The organism is Streptomyces sp. NPDC088794, assembly GCF_044750545.1.
Classification (GTDB): Bacteria; Actinomycetota; Actinomycetes; order Streptomycetales; family Streptomycetaceae; genus Streptomyces.
Map to the genome: position 1 here is coordinate 54333 of NZ_JBIVKB010000023.1, position 20454 is coordinate 74786.

At 71.4% G+C, this 20454-nt stretch carries 16 protein-coding genes; all 16 read left to right on the top strand.

Annotated features, from left to right (window positions below; translation table 11 throughout):
• The first annotated feature begins 92 nt into the window (after window positions 1-92).
• The 16 genes from ACIP6U_RS43770 (at window position 93) to ACIP6U_RS43845 (ending at window position 20451) form a co-directional block, all read left to right on the top strand.
• Window positions 93-1274, top strand: coding sequence for an ROK family protein (locus tag ACIP6U_RS43770; RefSeq protein WP_401728622.1), 1182 nt, complete (start codon window positions 93-95; stop codon window positions 1272-1274).
• A gap of 161 nt (window positions 1275-1435) precedes the next feature.
• A complete protein-coding gene (locus ACIP6U_RS43775; RefSeq protein WP_401728623.1) occupies window positions 1436-2953 on the top strand; it encodes a sugar ABC transporter ATP-binding protein in 1518 nt (505 codons plus the stop codon).
• Complete coding sequence (locus ACIP6U_RS43780) at window positions 2950-3969, top strand: ABC transporter permease (RefSeq protein WP_401728625.1); 1020 nt, start codon at window positions 2950-2952, stop codon at window positions 3967-3969. The genes ACIP6U_RS43775 and ACIP6U_RS43780 overlap by 4 nt, the downstream gene beginning before the upstream one ends.
• Before the next feature lie 17 nt (window positions 3970-3986).
• Window positions 3987-5036 (top strand): substrate-binding domain-containing protein, encoded by a 1050-nt coding sequence (locus ACIP6U_RS43785; RefSeq protein WP_124001823.1) that lies wholly within the window; start codon window positions 3987-3989, stop codon window positions 5034-5036.
• 59 nt (window positions 5037-5095) lie between these two features.
• Window positions 5096-6304 (top strand): Gfo/Idh/MocA family protein, encoded by a 1209-nt coding sequence (locus tag ACIP6U_RS43790; protein WP_401728626.1) that lies wholly within the window; start codon window positions 5096-5098, stop codon window positions 6302-6304.
• A 15-nt stretch (window positions 6305-6319) separates the two neighbouring features.
• Complete coding sequence (locus tag ACIP6U_RS43795; protein ID WP_401728627.1) at window positions 6320-7318, top strand: sugar phosphate isomerase/epimerase family protein; 999 nt, start codon at window positions 6320-6322, stop codon at window positions 7316-7318.
• A gap of 93 nt (window positions 7319-7411) precedes the next feature.
• Window positions 7412-9919 (top strand): PQQ-dependent sugar dehydrogenase, encoded by a 2508-nt coding sequence (locus tag ACIP6U_RS43800; RefSeq protein ID WP_401728733.1) that lies wholly within the window; start codon window positions 7412-7414, stop codon window positions 9917-9919.
• A gap of 14 nt (window positions 9920-9933) precedes the next feature.
• A complete protein-coding gene (locus ACIP6U_RS43805; protein WP_401728629.1) occupies window positions 9934-11298 on the top strand; it encodes a ThuA domain-containing protein in 1365 nt (454 codons plus the stop codon).
• 136 nt (window positions 11299-11434) lie between these two features.
• On the top strand, window positions 11435-12733 hold the full coding sequence (locus tag ACIP6U_RS43810) for an inositol-3-phosphate synthase (protein ID WP_401728630.1): 1299 nt from the start codon (window positions 11435-11437) through the stop codon (window positions 12731-12733).
• 125 nt (window positions 12734-12858) lie between these two features.
• Window positions 12859-13779: an SCO3242 family prenyltransferase gene (locus ACIP6U_RS43815; protein WP_401728734.1), complete on the top strand. Its 921-nt coding sequence runs from the start codon at window positions 12859-12861 to the stop codon at window positions 13777-13779.
• Between the two features lie 71 nt (window positions 13780-13850).
• Window positions 13851-14852 (top strand): sugar phosphate isomerase/epimerase family protein, encoded by a 1002-nt coding sequence (locus tag ACIP6U_RS43820; RefSeq protein ID WP_401728736.1) that lies wholly within the window; start codon window positions 13851-13853, stop codon window positions 14850-14852.
• A 239-nt stretch (window positions 14853-15091) separates the two neighbouring features.
• A complete protein-coding gene (locus ACIP6U_RS43825; protein WP_401728738.1) occupies window positions 15092-15796 on the top strand; it encodes an EboA domain-containing protein in 705 nt (234 codons plus the stop codon).
• Window positions 15796-16650 carry a TatD family hydrolase gene (locus ACIP6U_RS43830; protein ID WP_401728631.1) on the top strand — a complete coding sequence of 285 codons (855 nt, stop codon included), beginning with the start codon at window positions 15796-15798 and terminating at the stop codon, window positions 16648-16650. The genes ACIP6U_RS43825 and ACIP6U_RS43830 overlap by 1 nt, the downstream gene beginning before the upstream one ends.
• Window positions 16651-16653: 3 nt before the next feature.
• A complete protein-coding gene (gene eboE / locus ACIP6U_RS43835) occupies window positions 16654-17823 on the top strand; it encodes a metabolite traffic protein EboE (protein WP_401728632.1) in 1170 nt (389 codons plus the stop codon).
• Window positions 17820-19301: a nucleotide pyrophosphatase/phosphodiesterase family protein gene (locus ACIP6U_RS43840; RefSeq protein WP_401728633.1), complete on the top strand. Its 1482-nt coding sequence runs from the start codon at window positions 17820-17822 to the stop codon at window positions 19299-19301. The genes eboE and ACIP6U_RS43840 overlap by 4 nt, the downstream gene beginning before the upstream one ends.
• Window positions 19302-19401: 100 nt before the next feature.
• Window positions 19402-20451, top strand: coding sequence for a sugar phosphate isomerase/epimerase family protein (locus ACIP6U_RS43845; protein WP_401728634.1), 1050 nt, complete (start codon window positions 19402-19404; stop codon window positions 20449-20451).
• Window positions 20452-20454: the final 3 nt, after the last annotated feature.

Genomic DNA, 20454 nt, shown 5'->3' on the forward strand with positions numbered 1-20454 from the left:
GCTTCTTCCCAGGTTCGGCGCCCGCTGCTACGTTCCCCTCGAAAGCCCGAACAGAGGCGGCCGATTGAGGCGGGGAGGGGCCAGTGAGACGCATGACGGCACGACCCGCCAACGCCCATCAGGCCAGGCTCCTCAAGCTGTTGCGTGACGGAGGTCCCAACTCCCGTGCGCAGCTGGGCGATCAGATCGATCTGTCACGGTCGAAGCTGGCCGTGGAGGTGGACCGGCTGCTGGAGACGGGCCTGATCGTGGCCGACGGACTCGCCGCCTCGCGCGGTGGCCGGCGGTCCCACAACATCCGGTTGGCCCCGAACCTGCGGTTCCTCGGCGTGGACATCGGCGCGACCTCGGTCGACGTCGCCGTCACCAACGCCGAACTGGAGGTGCTGGGCCATCTCAACCAGCCCATGGACGTGCGCGAGGGCCCGGTCGCGGTCTTCGAGCAAGTCCTGTCCATGGCAGCGAAGTTGAGGGCCTCGGGGCTCGCGGAAGGGTTCGACGGCGCCGGTATCGGTGTCCCCGGACCGGTCCGCTTCCCCGAGGGCGTCCCGGTGGCGCCGCCGATCATGCCGGGCTGGGACGGCTTCCCGGTGCGGGAGGCGCTCAGTCAGGAACTCGGCTGTCCGGTCATGGTCGACAACGACGTGAACCTGATGGCCATGGGGGAGCAGCACGCGGGCGTAGCCCGTTCCGTGGGCGACTTCCTCTGCGTCAAGATCGGTACCGGCATCGGCTGCGGCATCGTCGCCGGCGGTGAGGTCCACCGCGGGGTGACGGGCAGCGCGGGCGACATCGGGCACATCCAGGCCGTGCCCGACGGACGTCCGTGCGCCTGCGGCAACCGGGGCTGTCTCGAAGCCCACTTCAGCGGCGCGGCCCTGGCCAGGGACGCGCTGGAGGCGGCCCAGCAGGGGCGGTCGGTGGAGCTCGCGACCCGGCTGGAGGCGACCGGCACCCTGACCGCCGTGGACGTCGCCGCCGCGGCCGCCGCGGGTGACGCCACATCCCTCGACCTGATCCGCGAGGGCGGCAACCGCACCGGCGAGGTCATCGCCAGCCTCGTCTCCTTCTTCAACCCCGGCCTGGTGGTGATCGGCGGCGGGGTGACCGGCCTCGGCCACACCCTGCTCGCCGCGATCCGCACCCAGGTCTACCGCCAGTCACTCCCGCTGGCGACCGGCAACCTGCCCATCGTCCTGGGTGAGTTGGGCCCCACCGCCGGAGTCATCGGCGCGGCCCGACTGATCAGCGACCACCTGTTCTCACCCGCGTAGACACGTTCCGCACCGCGTGGACGCGCGGTCCGCAACGGCCCACCCGTACAGCGCCCTGCTTCGCCCTGCCCAGAAGCTTCGCCCCGCGTGGACTCTCCTCCCCGCGCCGAATCTTCGCCCTGCCCTGAAACCGGCCCGCACGCCAGCCAAGGGGAACACCGATGGCACCAGAACCACCGCTGCTCAGCATGTCCGGCATCACCAAGTCGTTCCCCGGAGTCCGGGCCCTCGACGGCGTCGACCTCGACGTCCAGGCCGGCGAGGTGCACTGTCTGCTCGGCCAGAACGGGGCCGGCAAGTCCACGCTCATCAAGGTCCTGTCCGGTGCCCACCAGCCCGACACGGGCACCATCCACTGGCGCGGGGAGCCGGTCACCCTGCGCTCGCCGATCGCCGCCATGCGCCTCGGCATCGCCACCATCTACCAGGAACTCGACCTGGTGGAGCACCTGTCGGTGGCCGAGAACGTCCACCTGGGCCATGAACCCACGGCGGCCGGTTTCGTCGTACGGGGGAAGGCCGCCAAAGCGTCAACTGCCGCTCTGCTGAAGCGACTTGGGCACCCGGAGATCGATCCGGCGCGGCTCGTCGGGGCGTTGTCCGCCGCCCAGCAGCAGATCGTCTCCATGGCCCGCGCGCTCTCCCACGACGTACGCCTCATCGTGATGGACGAGCCGTCCGCCGCCCTCGATCCGGACGAGGTCGACAACCTCTTCCGGATCGTCGGCGACCTGACGGCCGACGGGGTCGCCGTCGTCTACATCTCGCACCGCCTGGAGGAGATCCGCCGGATCGGCGACCGCGTGACCGTGCTGAAGGACGGACGCGCGGTGGCGGTCGGACTGCCCGCAGAGTCGACGCCGACGCGCGAGGTGGTCGCCCTGATGACCGGCCGCAACGTCGAGTACGTCTTCCCCGAGCGGCCCACGGCACAGCCGCAGGGCACACCCGTCCTGGAGGTCCAAGGACTGGCCAGGGAGGGCGAGTTCGAGTCGCTCGACCTCAGCATCCAGCCCGGCGAGATCGTCGGACTGGCCGGACTCGTCGGCTCGGGGCGGTCGGAGATCCTGGAGACGATCTACGGCGCCCGCAAGCCCACCGCCGGTCAAGTCCGCGTCGACGGACGGGCGTTGCGGCCCGGCAGTGTGCGCGCCGCGGTCCGGGCCGGGCTCGGGCTCGCCCCCGAGGAGCGCAAGGCACAGGCCCTGCTGATGCTGGAGTCCGTCACCCGCAATGTCTCGGTCTCCTCCATGTCCCGCTTCTCGCGGGCCGGTTGGATCGACCGGGGAGCCGAGACGGGCGCCGCCCGGGCCGCGACGCGTGAGCTGTCGCTGCGGCCCGACAACCCGTCCGTCCCGATCCGCACCCTGTCCGGCGGCAACCAGCAGAAGGCCGTCCTGGCCCGCTGGCTGCTGCGCGGCTGCCGGGTGCTGCTGCTCGACGAACCGACCCGGGGCGTCGACGTCGGCGCCCGCGCCGAGCTGTACGCGGTGATCCGCCGGCTCGCCGACGAGGGCCTCGCCGTGCTCCTGGTCTCCAGCGAGGTGCCCGAGGTGCTCGGCCTCGCCGACCGCGTACTGGTGCTCCGCGAGGGCCGGGTCGTCCACACGGCGCCCGCCCGGGAGCTGGACGAACACCGCGTACTCGACCTGGTCATGGAAGGAAGCCCGGCGTCATGACGCAGCATGCCTCCCCACCGCGGGACAACACCGACAAGGTGCCGACGGTCGGCCAACCCCCTGTGTGGCGGGGCGTGTTCGCCCACGCCGACGTCCGCACCCTGTCCCTCCTCGGCGTGTTGGCGGTCCTGGTCCTGATCGGCGGGATCACCAAGCCCGACGAGTTCCTGGACACCCGCAACCTCCAACTCGTCCTCACCCAGGCCTCGGTGATCGGCGTCGTCACCGTCGGCATGACCTTCGTCATCACCTCCGGCGGCATCGACCTGTCGGTCGGCGCGATCGTCGCCCTGTCCTCGGTGTGGGCGACGACGCTGGCCACACAGGACTACGGCTTCGCAGGCGTCCTGTTCACCGCGGTGCTCGTCGGCATCGGCTGCGGCCTGGTCAACGGACTGCTCATCGCGTACGGCGGGATGGTCCCGTTCATCGCCACCCTCGCCATGCTGGCCTCGGCGCGCGGACTCGCGCTCCAGATCACCGACGGCAAGACGCAGATCGTCACCATCAACAGCATCCTCGACCTCGGCGAACGCGACGCCTATGTACTCGGCATCCCGCCGCTGGTCATGGTCTTCGCCGTCGTCACGATCATCGGCTGGCTGATCCTCAACCGCACCACCTTCGGCCGCCGCACGGTCGCCGTCGGCGGCAACTCGGAGGCCGCCCGCCTGGCCGGCATCGACGTCCGCCGCCAACGCCTCTACCTGTACCTGCTGTCCGGACTGTGCTGCGGCATCGCCGCCTTCCTGCTGATCATCCTGTCCGGCTCCGGCCAGAACACCAACGGCAACCTCTACGAACTCGACGCCATCGCCGCCGCGATCATCGGCGGCACCCTGCTCAGCGGCGGCCGGGGCACCATCACCGGCTCCGTGCTCGGCGTCCTGATCTTCACCACGATCACCAACATCTTCGCCCTGAACAACCTGCAGAGCGACGTCCAGCAGATCGCCAAGGGCGCGATCATCGTCGCCGCCGTGCTGGTCCAGCGCCGTACCGCGAGCACGACCTGAGGAAAGGGTTCACCGCCATGCCAGAGCCGACGCCTTTCACGAGCCGCAGAGGACTCCTCTTCGGGGCCGCCGCCGTATCCACCGGTGCCCTCCTCGTGGGCTGCACGAGCAACGACCCCAAGGACGAGGCCGCCGCCTCCGACAACCAGCCGGCCGCCTCCGACACCCCCGGCAAGCACGTCACCATCGGCTTCGCCGGACCGCAGGCCGACCACGGCTGGCTCAACGCGATCAACGACAACGCCAAGAGCCGCGCGAAGAAGTACTCCGACGTCTCCCTGGAGATCACCGAGGGCTCCAACGACACCGCCCAGCAGATCGGGCAGATCGAGACCCTCATCAACAAGAAGGTCGACGTCCTGGTGGTGCTGCCCGCCGACGGCAAGGCGCTCACCCAGGTCGGGTTGAAGGCGATGCGCGCGGGCATCCCCGTCGTCAACCTCGACCGCATCTTCAACTCCCCGCAGGCGTACCGCTGCTGGATCGGCGGCGACAACTACGGCATGGGCCTCAACGCCGGCACCTACATCGGCGAACAGCTCAAGGACACCAAGAACGCCCGGGTCATCGAACTCGCCGGGCTCGACAACCTGGAGCTGACCAAGCAGCGCACCCAGGGCTTCGACGACGCCCTGAAGAACTACCCCAACGTCAAGAAGGTGGCCCGCCAGGCCGCCGAGTTCACGGTCGAGTCGGGCCAGGCCAAGATGGCCCAACTCCTCCAGGCACAGCCCAAGTTCGACGCCCTGTGGAACCACGACGACGACCAGGGCGTGGGCGCGCTGCGCGCCATCGAGCAGGCCGGACGCGACGACTTCCTGATGGTCGGCGGCGCGGGCGCGCTCTCCGCGTTCCAGGCGATCAAGCAGGACAACGGCGTGCTCAAGGCGACGGTCCTGTACCCGCCGACGATGGCCTCCTCCGCGATCGACCTGGCCCGCGCGCTGGGCCAGGGCAAGGGCATCGGCGGTCTCTCCGAGTTCGAGATCCCGGCCTCGCTGACGCTCTACTCCGCCGTCGTCGACAAGGACAACGTCGACCAGTACATGTCCACCGGCTTCCGCTGACCGTGCCGGCCCCGCACCCCCCACGGCGCATTCACCACGAGGACGAGGAGGACATCCCTATGGGACAGCCGCAGCAGTCGGACGGGTCACCGGGAGAACAGCCGCCGCTACGGGTCGGCATGGTCGGCTACGCCTTCATGGGTGCCGCTCACTCCCAGGGCTGGCGCACCGTGGGCCGGGTCTTCGACCTGCCGCGCCGCCCGGTCCTGGCCGCCATCTGCGGGCGCGACGCCGCCGCCGTACGGGCGGCGGCGGACCGGCACGGCTGGGCGGCGGCCGAGACCGACTGGCGGGCCCTGGTCGCGCGGGACGACGTCGACCTGGTCGACATCTGCACGCCGGGCGACAGCCATGCCGAGATCGCCCTCGCGGCCCTCGCCGCCGGTAAGCACGTGCTGTGCGAGAAGCCCCTCGCGAACACCGTCGAGGAGGCCGAGTCGATGACGGCGGCGGCCGAAGCGGCGTACCAGCGAGGGCAGTTGGCGATGGTCGGCTTCAACTACCGCCGGGTGCCCGCCACCGCGCTCGCCCGGAACATGGTGGCGGAGGGCCGGCTCGGCGCCCTGCGGCACGTGCGGGTGACGTACCTTCAGGACTGGCTGGTGGACCCCGAGTTCCCGCTCACCTGGCGGCTGCGGAGGGAGACGGCGGGCTCCGGCTCCCTCGGCGACCTGGGCGCGCACATCATCGACCTCGCCCAGTTCCTCGCGGGTGAGCCGCTGGCCGGGGTCTCCGCCCTGACCGAGACCTTCGTACGCCAACGACCGCTGCCCGGCGGTCCCACCAGCGGCCTGTCCGCCGTGTCGACCGCGGGCACCGGCACGGTCACCGTCGACGACGCCGCCCTGTTCACCGGCCGCTTCGCCTCCGGCGCCCTCGCCTCCTTCGAGGCCACCCGCTACGCGACCGGCCGCAAGAACGCCCTGCGCATCGAACTCAACGGCGCGGACGGCTCGTTGGCCTTCGACCTGGAGCGCCTCAACGAACTCTCGTACCACGACGGTACGGAACCCGGGGCGCACGCCGGCTTCCGCCGCATCCTCGTCACCGAACCTGACCACCCCTACCTGGACGCCTGGTGGCCGCCGGGCCACGGCCTCGGCTACGAGCACACCTTCGTCCACCAGGCCCGCGACCTCGTCCACGCGATCGCCGAGGGACGGCAACCCCGGCCCTCGTTCGCCGACGGGCTCCAGGTGCAGCGGGTGCTGGCGGCGGTCGAGGAGAGCGCCGAGAAGAACTCCGTCTTCACGCCCATCGCCGTCTGAGGAGGATTGAGAGAGATGCCGCGTCAGTTCACGCTCTTCACCGGTCAGTGGGCCGACCTTCCCCTGGAGGAGGTCTGCCGCCTCGCCCGCGACTTCGGCTACGACGGGCTCGAACTCGCCTGCTGGGGCGACCACTTCGAGGTCGACAAGGCGCTCGCCGACTCGACGTACATCGAGTCCAGGAAGCAACTCCTCGACAAGTACGGCCTCAAGTGCTGGGCCATCTCCAACCACCTGACCGGCCAGGCCGTCTGCGACGCCATCATCGACGAACGTCACCAGGGCATCCTGTCCGCCGAGGTGTGGGGCGACGGCGACCCGGAGGGCGTACGGCAACGCGCTGCGAACCGGATCAAGGACACCGCGCGCGCCGCGGCGGCCTTCGGCGTCGACACCGTCATCGGCTTCACCGGCTCCGCCATCTGGCACCTGGTCGCCATGTTCCCGCCCGCCCCCGAGGCGATGATCGAGCGCGGCTACGAGGACTTCGCCGAGCGCTGGAACCCGATCCTCGACGTCTTCGACGCGGAGGGCGTGCGCTTCGCCCACGAGGTCCACCCCAGCGAGATCGCCTACGACTACTGGACAACTCACCGCGCCCTGGAGGCGGTTGGCGGGCGCCCCGCCTTCGGCCTCAACTTCGACCCCTCGCACTTCGTGTGGCAGGACCTCGACCCCGTCGGCTTCCTGTGGGACTTCCGCGACCGGATCTACCACGTCGACTGCAAGGAGGCCCGCAAGCGCCTCGACGGCCGCAACGGCCGGCTCGGCTCCCACCTGCCGTGGGGCGACCCGCGCCGCGGCTGGGACTTCGTCTCCGCGGGCCACGGCGACGTGCCCTGGGAGGACGTCTTCCGGATGCTGCGCTCCATCGACTACCAGGGCCCCATCTCGGTCGAGTGGGAGGACGCCGGCATGGACCGGCTCCAAGGTGCTCCCGAGGCTCTGACCCGGCTCAAGGCCTTCGACTTCGAGCCGCCGACGGCGTCCTTCGACGCGGCGTTCGGCAACTGACCCCCACCCCCCACCGCTCAGCTCTCCGGGATGACGGCGCATCCCGGCGTACCCGCACCCGCCCGTACAACCAGCCCCACTCTGGAGGCATTCGTGCACGGGAACGACCGCACCACCAGCACCGACAGAATCGAGACCCACAGACGACGCCCGTCCTTCCGCGAGGCGGTGGCCCTCTTCAGCGGGGCACTCCTGGCGGGCGCCACCCTCACGCTCACCGCCCCGCAGGCCGGCGCAGCCGTCGCCGACCCGGGAGCCGCCCCGGCTGTCGCCGCCGAGGACTTCCAGCAGGTCACCCTCGCCAAGGGCGAGCCCGAGGTCGGCGAGCCCATGTCGCTCGCCGTCCTCCCGGACCGCTCGGTCCTGCACACCTCGCGCGATGGCGAGTTGAGGCTGACGGACGCCGCCGGCAACACGCGGCTGATCGGCAAGCTCGACGTCTACTCCCACGACGAGGAAGGCCTCCAAGGCGTCGGCGTGGACCCGGACTTCGCCACCAACCGGGCCATCTACCTCTACTACGCGCCCCCGTTGAACACCCCGGCGGGCGACGCCCCCGAGACGGGCACCGCAGCCGACTTCGCGCCCTTCGACGGCGTCAACCGACTCTCCCGCTTCGTCCTGAACGCGGACGGCACCCTCGACAACGCCAGCGAGAAGAAGGTCCTCGACGTTCCGGCCTCGCGCGGCCTGTGCTGCCATGTCGGCGGCGACATCGACTTCGACGCGGCGGGCAACCTGTACCTGTCGACGGGCGACGACACCAACCCCTTCCAGTCCGACGGCTACAGCCCCCTCGACGAGCGCGCCGACCGCAACCCCGCCTTCGACGCCCAGCGTTCGGCCGGCAACACCAACGACCTGCGCGGCAAGATCCTGCGCGTCAAGGTCGCCGCCGACGGCTCGTACACGGTCCCCGACGGCAACCTCTTCGCTCCCGGCACGGACAAGACGAAGCCCGAGATCTACGCGATGGGCTTCCGCAACCCGTTCCGCTTCAGCGTCGACAAGAAGACCGGCATCCTCTACGTCGGCGAGTACGGCCCCGACGCGGGCGCCGCCGACCCGGCACGCGGCCCGGCCGGACAGGTCGAGTTCGCCCGCGTCACCGGCCCCGGCAACTTCGGCTGGCCGTACTGCACCGGCGCCAACGACGCCTACGTGGACTACGACTTCGCGACCAAGACGTCCGGCGCGTCCTTCGACTGCGCCGCTCCGAAGAACAACTCCCCGCACAACACCGGGCTCACCGACCTTCCCCCGGCGCAGCCCGCCTGGATCCCCTACAACGGCCCGTCCGTACCGGAGTTGGGCGACGGATCCGAGTCCCCGATGGGCGGCCCGGTCTACCACTACGACGCCACGCTCGACTCGCCGGTCAAGTTCCCCGAGGCGTACGACGGGAACTTCTTCGCGGGTGAGTTCGGCCGACGCTGGATCAAGCGGATCGTGAGCGACGGCAGCGGCAGCGTGCAGTCGATCAACGCCTTCCCGTGGACCGGTACCCAGGTGATGGACATGGCCTTCGGTCCGGACGGCGCGCTGTACGTCCTCGACTACGGCACCGCGTGGTTCGGCGGCGACGAGAACTCCGGTCTCTACCGGATCGAGAACGCGACCGACGGCCACTCCCCGGTGGCGCAGGCCGCGGCCGACCGCACCTCGGGACAGGCCCCGTTGAAGGTCAAGTTCTCGTCCGAGGGCAGCAGTGACCAGGACGGCGACGCGCTCACGTACAGCTGGGACTTCGGCGACGGCGGCACGTCGACGGCGGCGAACCCGACGCACAAGTACAAGAAGAACGGGACCTACACCGCGACCCTGACCGCCAAGGACGCCTCGGGCCGTACCGGCGGCGCCAGTGTGCAGGTCGTCGTCGGCAACACCGCGCCGACGGTGGTCCTCGAACTGCCCAAGGACGGACAGCTGTTCAGCTTCGGTGACGCGATCCCGTTCAAGGTGAAGGTCACCGATCCCGAGGACCGCAGGACCATCGACTGCGCCAAGGTCAAGGTCACCTTCGTCCTCGGCCACGACACCCACGGCCACCCGCAGACCTCGGCCACCGGCTGCACCGGCACCATCCAGACCAGCGCCGACGGCGGTCACGACGAGGACGCCAACATCTTCGGTGTGCTGAACGCCGAGTACACCGACAACGGAGGCGGCGGCCAGGCCCCGCTCACCTCGCACGACCAGAGCGTCCTGGAGCCCAGGCACCGCCAGGCCGAGCACTTCAACAGCAACTCCGGCATCTCCGTCATCACCAAGGACACCGCGCACGGCGGAAAGACCGTCGGCGACATCGACAACGGCGACTGGATCTCCTTCACGCCGTACGTCCTGAACAACGCCAAGTCCGTGACGGCACGCGTCTCTTCGGGCGGCGCGGGCGGCACGCTGGAGATCAGGTCGGGCTCCGCGAAGGGCACGCTGCTCGGCAAGGCGACCGTCCCGGTGACCGGCGGTTGGGAGACCTTCCAGGACGTCACCGCGAACCTGTCCCGCGCACCCAAGGGCACGACCACGCTCTACCTGGTCTTCAAGGGCGGCACGGGCGCGCTGTTCGACGTGGACGACTTCACCTTCACGACGAGTTGAGGGGAGGCGACGTGATGCGCTCAACGAGCCGACTGGCGACCGCAGTTGTGGGCGCCGCCCTGCTCCTCGGCTGCGTCTCGGGCCCGGCCTCCTCGCACCCCGGGGACGCGGGACACGGCGGTGCCGACGGGAAGCGGGTGCTGGTCTTCTCCAAGACGGCCGGCTTCCGGCACGACTCCATCCCGGAGGGCATCGAGGCGGTACGGCAACTCGGCGCGAGCGGCGGCTTCAGCGTCGACGCGACCGAGGACGCGGGCAAGTTCACCGACCGCAACCTGCGGCGGTACGACGCGGTCGTCTTCCTCTCCACCACCGGTGACGTCCTCGACGCGGCCCAACAGCGGGCGTTCGAGGGCTACATCAGGCACGGCGGCGGCTACGTCGGCGTCCATGCCGCCGCCGACACCGAGTACGACTGGGCGTTCTACGGCGGCCTGGCCGGCGCCTACTTCCAGTCGCACCCGGCGGTCCAGCCCGCGACCGTGGACGTCGAGGATCGCGGTCACCCGGCGACCGCGGGCCTTGCCGACACCTGGACCCGCACCGACGAGTGGTACAACTACCGCTCGAACCCCCGGGACCGGGCCCATGTCCTGGCCTCGCTCGACGAGTCGTCGTACACCGGCGGCACGATGAACGGCGATCACCCGATCGCCTGGTGCCAGAACTACCAGGGCGGCCGCGCCTTCTACACCGGCGCCGGCCACACCAAGGAGTCCTACGCCGAACCCGCCTTCCGCGCCCATCTGTTGGGCGGGATCCGCTGGGCCGTCGGTGACGCCCAGGCCGACTGCCGCGCGGAGAACGGGTATCGCCCGCTCTTCGACGGCACGGCCGCTTCGCTGGCGGACTGGCGGCAGGCGGGACCGGGCTCCTTCACCCTCTCCGACGACGGCACGCTGACGTCGTCGGGCGGGATGGGCCTGCTCTGGTACGCGACGTCGGGCTTCACCTCGTACTCCCTGAAGCTCGACTGGAAGATGGCCGGCGCCTCGGGCGACGACAACTCCGGTGTGTTCGTGGGCTTCCCGCCCTCGGACGACCCGTGGTCGGCCGTGGACAACGGCTACGAGATCCAGATCGACGCCACGGATGCGCCCGAGAAGACCACGGGTTCCGTGTACGGCTTCCGCTCCGCCGACCTCAAGAAGCGCGACCGCGCGCTGAATCCGCCGGGGGAGTGGAACACGTACGAGATCCGCGTGGAGGGCGAGCGACTCCGCGTCTATCTCAACGGCGTTCAGATCAACGATTTCCGCAACACCGACCCGGCCCGGAGCCTGCGCGACGGACACCTCGGCATCCAGAACCACGGAGCCGACGACCAGGTGTCCTTCCGCGACATCCGGCTCAAGGAACTGCCCGCCAAGGGCAATTGAGCGGCGGTGGGCGGGAGACGCCGGACTCTCGCCCACCGTCTTCCGGCCGGCCCTTTTCAGGGGTCATCCGGCCGCCCCGTCCTGGGGTGCGCGCACGAGGCGTTCGATGCCGACGCGTTCGACAAGGAGGCTGCCCATGTCCGCGTCCGTTTCCGTTTCCGACTCCGTCTCCTCACCACGCATCGGCGTCTGGCTCATCGGGGCCCGCGGCTCCGTGGCCACCACGGTCGTCGCGGGCTGCGCCGCCATGACCGCGGGACTGCACCCACCGACGAGCCTGGTCACCGAGACCCCCGCCTTCGCGGAGAGCGGCCTGCCACCCCTCACTTCCCTCGTCTTCGGCGGCCACGACACGGTGGACTGCCCCCTCCCCAAGCGCGCCGAGGCCCTCGCGGCCGGCGGCGTCCTCCCACCCGGCCTCCCCACGGCGGTCGCGGCCGAACTGGCCGCCGCGGACCGGGAGATCAGGCCGGGCGGCCCGGCCCCGGGCGACACCCGCACCGAACAGGAACTGATCGAGGCCTTCGCGGCGGACATCACCGACTTCGTACGACGGTCCGGCCTGGCCCGCGCGGTGGTGGTGAACGTCGCCTCGACCGAACCCCCGGCACAGGGACGCGCGCTCCCGCCCAGCTCCCTGTACGCGGCGGCGGCCCTGCGCGCCGGCTGCCCGTACGTCAACTTCACCCCGTCGACGGGCCTGCACCACCCGGAGCTGGCGGATGCGGCCGCATCGAGCGGGCTGCCGTACGCGGGCCGCGACGGCAAGACCGGCCAGACACTGCTCCGTTCCGTGCTCGGCCCGATGTTCACCCAACGCGCCCTCGCGGTCCGCGCCTGGTCCGGCGCCAACCTCCTCGGCGGCGGCGACGGCGCCGCCCTCGCGGATCCGGCCGCGGCGGCAGCCAAGAACGCCGGCAAGGAACGCGTCCTCGCCGACACCCTCGGCACGACCCCCGAGGGCGAGGTCCACATCGACGACGTCCCGGCGCTCGGCGACTGGAAGACCGCCTGGGACCACATCGCCTTCGACGGCTTCCTCGGCACCCGCATGATCCTCCAGACCATCTGGCAGGGCTGCGACTCGGCGCTGGCCGCTCCGCTGGTCCTGGACCTGGCCCGCCTGACGGCACGGGCCCAGGAGACGGGCCTGTCCGGTCCGCTCGGCGAACTCGGCTTCTTCTTCAAGGACCCGGTGGGGGAGGGGCCCGCGGGGTTGGGGGAGCAGTACGAGGTGTTGGTGGGGTTCGCGGGGCGGTTGAGGGGGACCGAGGGGGCCGCAGGGGGTGGCGGTGGGCGAGCTCAGGGTGTCGATGGGCCAGCTCAAGGTGTCGACGGGCCAACTCAGGGCGTCCGCGGGCGAACCGAGGGCGAGGGTCGGCCCGGGCGGGAGAAGGGTTCGTCCGGGGCAGGCCGTTCGGGGGAGCTGTGGTGACCGGGGGTCCCGCGCTGACGGACGGCTCCACAACTAGGGGCGCGAAGAGGCCGACCGACACGTCGACTTCAGTACGTGGCAACGCGGACCGGCGCCCGAGCCGCCGCCTCGCCTGGGCCGAACTCCTGCGCCTCCCCGCCCTGTTCACCGTCCCCGGCGACGCCCTCGCCGGCGCCGCGGCGACCGCCACCGCCCCCAACTCCCGCACCCTGCTGGCCATCGGCTCCTCCCTCTGCCTCTACGAGGCCGGCATGGCCCTCAACGACTGGGCGGACCGCGAGGAGGACGCCGTCGAACGCCCCCACCGCCCTCTCCCATCAGGCCGCATCCACCCGGCCGCCGCCCTGTCGACGGCCTGCGTCCTCACCGGCGCCGGGCTGGCCCTCGCCGCCCGCGCCGGCCGCCCGGCGCTCGCGGTCGCCGTACCGCTGGCGGCCACGGTCTGGGCGTACGACCTCACCCTCAAGCACACCGCCGCAGGCCCCCCGGCCATGGCCGCCGCGCGCAGCCTCGACCTCCTCCTCGGCGCCGCCGCGACAGCGGGCCGCATCCACGACGCGCTGCCTTCCGCGGCCCTGCTCGGCACGCACACCTTCGCGGTGACGACGGTGTCCCGCCGGGAGACGACGGGCGGTTCCCCCGTGCCGCCGCTGGCGGCTCTGGCCACCACGGCCCTCGTGACCCGTCTGCTCACGCAGCGACCCCTGACAGGTCCTGGCGAAGCAGCCACCCACGACTTTCCGGACCCGGGAACGGACACGGCTCCGCTCGCCCGAACCACCGACCATCCCTCCCTCTCCATCACGAGCACCCTGCGGCTGGCCCTGGCCGCCGGCTACGCCGCCACCGCCGGTCGCCGCTACTTCCACGCCGCCCTCAATCCATCACCCCCGCTCGTCCAACGAGCTGTCGGCGGCGGCATCCGCGCCACCATCCCTCTCCAGGCGGCCCTCACCGCCCGCTCCGGCGCCGGCACCTCGGCCCTGCTCATCGCGGCTCTCGCCCCACTCGGCCGAAGGTTCGCGAGGAAGGTGAGCGTCACGTGACCCCCCACACGACCCCGGCGACGCGGCACCCGGACGGCTCGGAGACCACCGCCCCCACCGCTTCATCCTCCGTGCCTCCCACCGACACCCCCCTCCACTTCGGGTACGGCACCAACGGACTGGCCGACCTCCGCCTCGACGACGCCCTCTCCCTCCTCGCCGACCTCGGTTACGACGGCGTCGGACTGACCCTCGACCACATGCACCTGGACCCGTTGGCGCCCGACCTCGCCGCCCGCACCCAGCGCGTGGCCGGCCGCCTGGACGCGCTCGGTCTGGACGTCACCGTCGAGACCGGGGCCCGGTACGTGCTGGACCCGCGCCGCAAACACGGCCCGTCGCTCCTCGACCCGGACCCGGACGACCGCGCCCGACGCGTCGACCTGCTGATCCGCGCGGTCCAGGTCGCCGCCGACCTCGGTGCGCACGCCGTTCACTGCTTCAGCGGCGTCTCCCCGGACGGCGCCGACCCCGACACCTCGTGGAAGCGACTGGCCGAGGCGCTCACGCCCGTCCTGGAGGCCGCCGCCGACGCCGGCGTCCCCCTCGCCGTCGAGCCCGAACCAGGCCACCTCCTCGGCTCACTCGCCGACTTCCACCGGCTCCGCCACACCCTCGGCGACCCGGAGCACCTCGGTCTGACCCTCGACATCGGCCACTGCCAGTGCCTCGAACCCCTCTCTCCCGCTGACTGCGTACGCGCCGCCGCCCCTTGGCTGCGGCACGTCCAGATCGAGGACATGCGCCGCGGCGTCCACGAACACCTCCCCTTCGGAGACGGCGAGATCGACTTCCCGCCCGTCCTCGCGGCCCTCGCCGCGACCGGCTATCAGGGCCTGACGGTTGTCGAACTGCCCCGCCACTCCCACGCGGGCCCCCACTTCGCCGAACACTCCCTCCCGTTCCTCCGCCACGCGGCGACCCAGGCGGCGGCGCCGCGCGAGCAGCAGCCCGACCCCGCGCTCGCCTTCGACACGGGTGCCAACCCTGCGCTCACCCTCGACATGGGTCAGGACCCCGCCCCACCACCCGGCGATCCCTCCGCCACCCCCGAAGGGAGCAGCACCTCATGAGACACCCGACCAGCGGACCCATGAGCCCACCTGTGGACAACCCCACGAATGTGGAAAACCCCGCGACCGTGGCCAACCCCACGACGGGCCCCGCCCCGCACCACCGCTCCGCACCGGAGACCCCGGTCGCGGACGTCGCGCCCCTCGACCCCAGTGCCCCCGGCCCCAATGGCCTCACCCCATGTGACCTCACCCCCACCACCCCCGATCTCCCGGCCACCGACGTGACGTCCTCCGACATGACGCCCCCCGACCTCACCGGCGCTCCCCTCGCCCGCACCCCACCAGCCGACCTGCACCGCCTCCTCACCGCCCGCCTCGGCGGAGCCGCCCGTGCCTGGCTGGACCAGGCTCTCGAAGAGGCCGCCACCCATCCCGGCATCCACGGCCCCATCTCCGTCTGGGAGTTGCGCCTGGCCGAGGCCGGACGACGATGCGGCCCGGAGCACGCCGATGTCGCCCGCGTGCTGATCCTGCACGCCGCCCGCGCCGGCACGGACGCCGTCACCCGCGTCTACTTCCAGGGCACCGCCGCCGAACGCCGCGCCGTCCTGCACGCGTTGCCCCATCTCGTGGCCGGCCCCGACGCCCTGCCGCTCGTCGAGGACGCCCTGCGGACCAACGACACCCGGCTCGTCGCCGCAGCCGTCGGCCCGTACGCCGCCCGGCACCTCGCCCCCCACCACTGGCGGCACGCCGTCCTGAAGTGCCTGTTCACCGGCGTGTCCGTGGACGAGATCGCCGACCTGGACCGCCGCGCACGCGACGACGCCGAACTCGCCCGCATGCTCGCCGACTACGCCGCCGAACGCACCGCCGCGGGCCGTCCCGTGCCCGAAGACCTGTACCGCGTCCTGACCTTGACCGACCCCACGGCCACCCCACCCGCGCCCGCCGCCGCACCCGATCCCGGCCCGCGCGGAACCGACGGCGAGGAGTCCTGATGCGCATCTTCGACCCCCACATCCACATGACCTCCCGGACCACCGACGACTACGAGGCCATGCACGCCGCAGGCGTCCGTGCCGTCGTCGAACCCTCCTTCTGGCTCGGCCAGCCCCGCACCTCACCCGCCTCCTTCTTCGACTACTTCGACTCCCTCCTGGGCTGGGAGCCCTTCCGCGCCGCGCAGTACGGCATCGCCCACCACTGCACACTCGCCCTCAACCCCAAGGAGGCGAACGACCCGCGCTGCGCGCCCGTCCTCGACGAACTGCCCCGCTATCTCGTCAAGGACCAGGTCGTCGCCGTCGGCGAGATCGGCTACGACTCGATGACCCCCGCCGAGGACACCGCCCTCGCCGCCCAGCTCCAACTCGCCGCCGACCACGGTCTGCCCGCGCTCGTCCACACCCCGCACCGCGACAAGCTCGCCGGCCTGCGCCGCACCCTCGACGTGGTGCGCGAGTCCGCGCTGGCCCCGGGCCTCGTCCTCGTCGACCACCTCAACGAGACGACCGTCAAGGAAGCCAAGGACAGCGGCTGTTGGCTGGGTTTCTCCGTCTATCCCGACACCAAGATGGACGAGGAACGGATGATCGCGATCCTGCGCGAGTACGGGCCCGAGCAGGTCCTGGTGAACTCCGCCGCCGACTGGGGAAAGAGCGACCCGCTGAAGACCCGCGGGGTCGGCGACCTGATGCTGGCCGAGGGCTTCTCGGACGACGACGTCGACCGGGTGCTGTGGCGCAACCCCGTCGCCTTCTACGGACTCAGCGGCCGGCTGGACCTGGATCTGGACGTCACGGCCGCGGGCGCCACCCACGAGGGCAACTCCATCCTCCGCGGCGGGGCGTGAGCCATGCGCTTCCGCCATCCCGACGGCTCGACCGTCCACCTCGCCTACTGCACCAACGTCCACCCGGCCGAGACCCTGGACGGCGTCCTCGCCCAGCTCCGCGACCACTGCGAGCCCGTCCGCCGCCGCCTGGGCCGCGACCGCCTCGGCATCGGCCTCTGGCTCGCGAAGGACGCCGCCCACGCCCTCGTCACGGACCCCTCCGCCCTGCGCGGCCTGCGTACCGAACTCGACCGACGCGGCCTCGAAGTCGTCACCCTCAACGGCTTCCCCTACGAGGGCTTCGGCGCCGAAGAGGTCAAGTACCGCGTCTACAAGCCGGACTGGGCCGACCCCGAGCGCCTGGAGCACACCACCGCCCTGGCCCGCGTCCTCGCCGGACTCCTGCCCGACGACGTCACCGAGGGCACCATCTCGACGCTGCCGCTCGCCTGGCGCTCCGTCTATGACCTGAGCCGCGCCGAGAAGGCCCGTACCGCCCTCCGCACTCTCGCCGAACGCCTCGACGCCCTCGCCGAGTTGACCGGCCGCTCCATTCGCGTCGGCCTGGAACCCGAACCGGGCTGTGTCGTCGAGACCACCGGCGACGCGATCGCCCCGCTGACCGCGATCGCCCACGACCGCATCGGCATCTGCGTCGACACCTGCCACCTCGCCACCTCCTTCGAAGATCCGCACACCGCCCTGGACGCGCTCACCGAAGCCGGCGTCCCCGTCGTCAAGTCCCAGCTGTCGGCGGCCCTGCACGCCGAACACCCCCACCTCCCAGAGGTCCGTACCGCGCTCGCCGCCTTCGACGAGCCCCGCTTCCTGCACCAGACCCGCACCGCCTCGGCCGCCGGCCTGCGCGGCACCGACGACCTCGGCGCGGCGCTCCGGTCCGACGCCCTGCCGGACGCGACCCCTTGGCGCGCCCACTTCCACGTCCCGCTGCACGCGGCCCCCGCCGCGCCCCTCACCTCCACGCTCCCCGTGCTCAAAGCGGCCCTCACCCGGCTGGTCGGCGGCCCGCATCCGCTCACCCGCCACCTGGAGGTCGAGACCTACACCTGGCAGGCCCTCCCGCCCGAGCTGCGCCCGCGCGGCCGAGCCCAGCTCGCCGACGGCATCGCCGCCGAACTCACCCTCGCCCGCGACCTGTTGACCGACCTCGGCCTGAAGGAACTCCCATGAGCGACCGACTGGCCGAACCACCTGCCACCGGGGACTCCGTCCCCCCGGTCACCGCGGCCCGTGCCTCGCACACCACCCCGCTCCCCGTCCCGCACAGGGAGTCGCGCCCCACTCCCCTCCTCGTCCTCGACGTCGTAGGCCTCACCCCCCGTCTCCTCGACCACATGCCCCACCTCAAGACGCTCGCCCAGTCCGGCTCCCGCGCCGCCCTCGGCACCGTCCTGCCCGCCGTCACCTGCGCCGCCCAGTCCACCTTCCTGACCGGCACCCACCCGTCCGAGCACGGCATCGTCGGCAACGGCTGGTACTTCCGCGAACTCGGCGACGTACTCCTGTGGCGCCAGCACAACGGCCTCGTCGCCGGCGACAGACTCTGGGACGCCGCCCGCCGCGCGCACCCCGGCTACACCGTCGCCAACATCTGCTGGTGGTACGCCATGGGCGCCGACACCGACTTCACCGTCACCCCCCGTCCCGTCTACTACGCCGACGGCCGCAAGGAACCCGACTGCTACACCCGGCCCCCGGCCCTGCACGACGAACTCACCGAGAAACTCGGCACCTTCCCCCTCTTCCACTTCTGGGGACCGGGTGCGGACCTGGTCTCCAGCCGGTGGATCATCGACGCGACCCGCCACATCCTGCGCACCCGCCATCCCGACCTGGCGCTCTGCTACCTCCCGCACCTCGACTACGACCTGCAGCGCTTCGGCCCCGACGACCCGCGCTCCCTGAAAGCGGCCGCCGACCTGGACGCCGCCATGGCCCCGCTCCTGGACGACGCCCGCGCCGAGGGCCGTACCGTCGTCGCGCTGTCCGAGTACGGCATCACCCGCGTGGACCGCCCCGTCGACATCAACCGGGCCCTGCGCCGCGCCGGACTCCTCGAAGTGCACACGCAGGACGGCATGGAGTACCTGGACCCGATGGCCTCCCGTGCCTTCGCGGTCGCCGACCACCAGATCGCCCACGTCTACGTGCGCCGCCCCGAGGACCTCGACGCCACCCGGGCAGCCCTGGCCGACCTGCCCGGCATCGAGCAACTCCTGGACGACGAGGGCAAGAAGACCCACCACCTCGACCACCCGCGCTCCGGTGAGCTCGTCGCCGTCGCGGAGCCGGACGCCTGGTTCACGTACTACTACTGGCTCGACGACGACCGCGCGCCCGACTTCGCGCAGCTCGTCGAGATCCACCGCAAACCCGGCTACGACCCGGTCGAGTTGTTCATGGATCCGCTCGACCCCTACGTCAAGGTCAAAGCGGCGACGGCACTGGCCCGCAAGAAACTCGGCATGCGCTATCGCATGGCGGTCGTGCCGTTGGACCCGTCACCTATTCGCGGCAGCCACGGCCGCCTTCCGGCGAGCGACGACGACGGTCCGCTCCTCATCTGCTCCACCCCCCGTGCTGTCGGCGACCGCCTCGCGGCCACCGATGTGAAGTCACTGCTGCTCCAACTCGCCGGTCTCACCTGACCGACCGGCCCCATCGACCCGTCCGATCGCTGTGATCCGACTGGTACCGAGTGAAGCACTCACCACTGACAACGCCCTCCGAATCCGAGGAGTTCCAGGCATGAGCCGCATCTCCCAGCCCGATCCCGAACTCACCCACCGCCTCAGCAGACGAGGCATGCTCGGCGTGGCCGCGGGTGCCACCGCCGCCGCACTGCTGGGCGCCGCGGCGACCCCGGCGACGGCCGCCGAGAGCACGGCCGCCGCTGCCGCGTCCGGTGGCCGTGGCCGTCCCGTCCTGCCGCCCGGCCGGCTCGGCATCCAGCTCTACAGCCTGCGCGACAAGGTCTCCACGCTCGGCTTCGCCCCCGTCTTCGCCGAGTTGGAGAAGTACGGGTACGACGAGGTCGAGTTCGCCGGCTACACGCAGGGCTCCGCGGGGCCCATCACCCTCGCCCAGCTCAAGCGGCTGGCGCACAGCCACGGGCTGAACCCGATCGGCAGCCACGTCGGCTACTACTCCGACGACCCGAACGCCTACACCTTCGCCCAGAACCTGACCAAGGTCCTCGACGACGCCCAGGCCCTCGGCCTCAAGCACATCGGCACCGCGTCCGGCCCCTTCCGTTACGGCTCGACCGTCGACGCGTGGAAGCGCGCCGCGGCGGAGTTCAACACGTACGGGGCGGCCGCCAAGAAGCGCGGCATGAAGTTCTACCAGCACAACCACTCCGACGAGTTCGGCTTCGCCTCCGACAATCCCAAGGTCCGGCTCTACGACGTGCTGCTCGCCGAGACCGACCCCGACCTGGTGTTCCTGGAGATGGACATCTTCTGGGCGTACGCGGGCCAGTTCCGCTTCTCGACGCGGCCCGACGGCAAGCCGGCGCCGTTCGACCCCCTGCGCTACGTGCTCAAGCAGCCGCACCGCTACCCGCTCTTCCACGTCAAGGACGGGGTGAGCGACCCTTCGAACCAGTTCGGCTACCGGATGGTGGACGTCGGCGACGGCGACATCGACTACGAGAAGTTCATCTCCGCAGTGAGCCGGCTGCGCGGCGAGCGCCTCGCCCACCACTGGCAGGTCGAGCACGACCAGCCGACCGAGTCCTTCACCTTCGCGCGCCGCTCCAGCGCCTATCTGCACTCCCTGCGCGAGAAGAAGTGCTGAACC

Excerpts from the sequence above, each read along its gene's own strand:
- ACIP6U_RS43770 (WP_401728622.1), top strand. The coding sequence starts at position 93 with ATGACGGCACGACCCGCCAACGCCCATCAGGCCAGGCTCCTCAAGCTG.
- ACIP6U_RS43775 (WP_401728623.1), top strand. The coding sequence starts at position 1,436 with ATGGCACCAGAACCACCGCTGCTCAGCATGTCCGGCATCACCAAGTCG.
- ACIP6U_RS43780 (WP_401728625.1), top strand. The coding sequence starts at position 2,950 with ATGACGCAGCATGCCTCCCCACCGCGGGACAACACCGACAAGGTGCCG.
- ACIP6U_RS43785 (WP_124001823.1), top strand. The coding sequence starts at position 3,987 with ATGCCAGAGCCGACGCCTTTCACGAGCCGCAGAGGACTCCTCTTCGGG.
- ACIP6U_RS43790 (WP_401728626.1), top strand. The coding sequence starts at position 5,096 with ATGGGACAGCCGCAGCAGTCGGACGGGTCACCGGGAGAACAGCCGCCG.
- ACIP6U_RS43795 (WP_401728627.1), top strand. The coding sequence starts at position 6,320 with ATGCCGCGTCAGTTCACGCTCTTCACCGGTCAGTGGGCCGACCTTCCC.
- ACIP6U_RS43805 (WP_401728629.1), top strand. The coding sequence starts at position 9,934 with ATGCGCTCAACGAGCCGACTGGCGACCGCAGTTGTGGGCGCCGCCCTG.
- ACIP6U_RS43810 (WP_401728630.1), top strand. The coding sequence starts at position 11,435 with ATGTCCGCGTCCGTTTCCGTTTCCGACTCCGTCTCCTCACCACGCATC.
- ACIP6U_RS43825 (WP_401728738.1), top strand. The coding sequence starts at position 15,092 with ATGACGCCCCCCGACCTCACCGGCGCTCCCCTCGCCCGCACCCCACCA.
- ACIP6U_RS43830 (WP_401728631.1), top strand. The coding sequence starts at position 15,796 with ATGCGCATCTTCGACCCCCACATCCACATGACCTCCCGGACCACCGAC.
- eboE (WP_401728632.1), top strand. The coding sequence starts at position 16,654 with ATGCGCTTCCGCCATCCCGACGGCTCGACCGTCCACCTCGCCTACTGC.
- ACIP6U_RS43840 (WP_401728633.1), top strand. The coding sequence starts at position 17,820 with ATGAGCGACCGACTGGCCGAACCACCTGCCACCGGGGACTCCGTCCCC.
- ACIP6U_RS43845 (WP_401728634.1), top strand. The coding sequence starts at position 19,402 with ATGAGCCGCATCTCCCAGCCCGATCCCGAACTCACCCACCGCCTCAGC.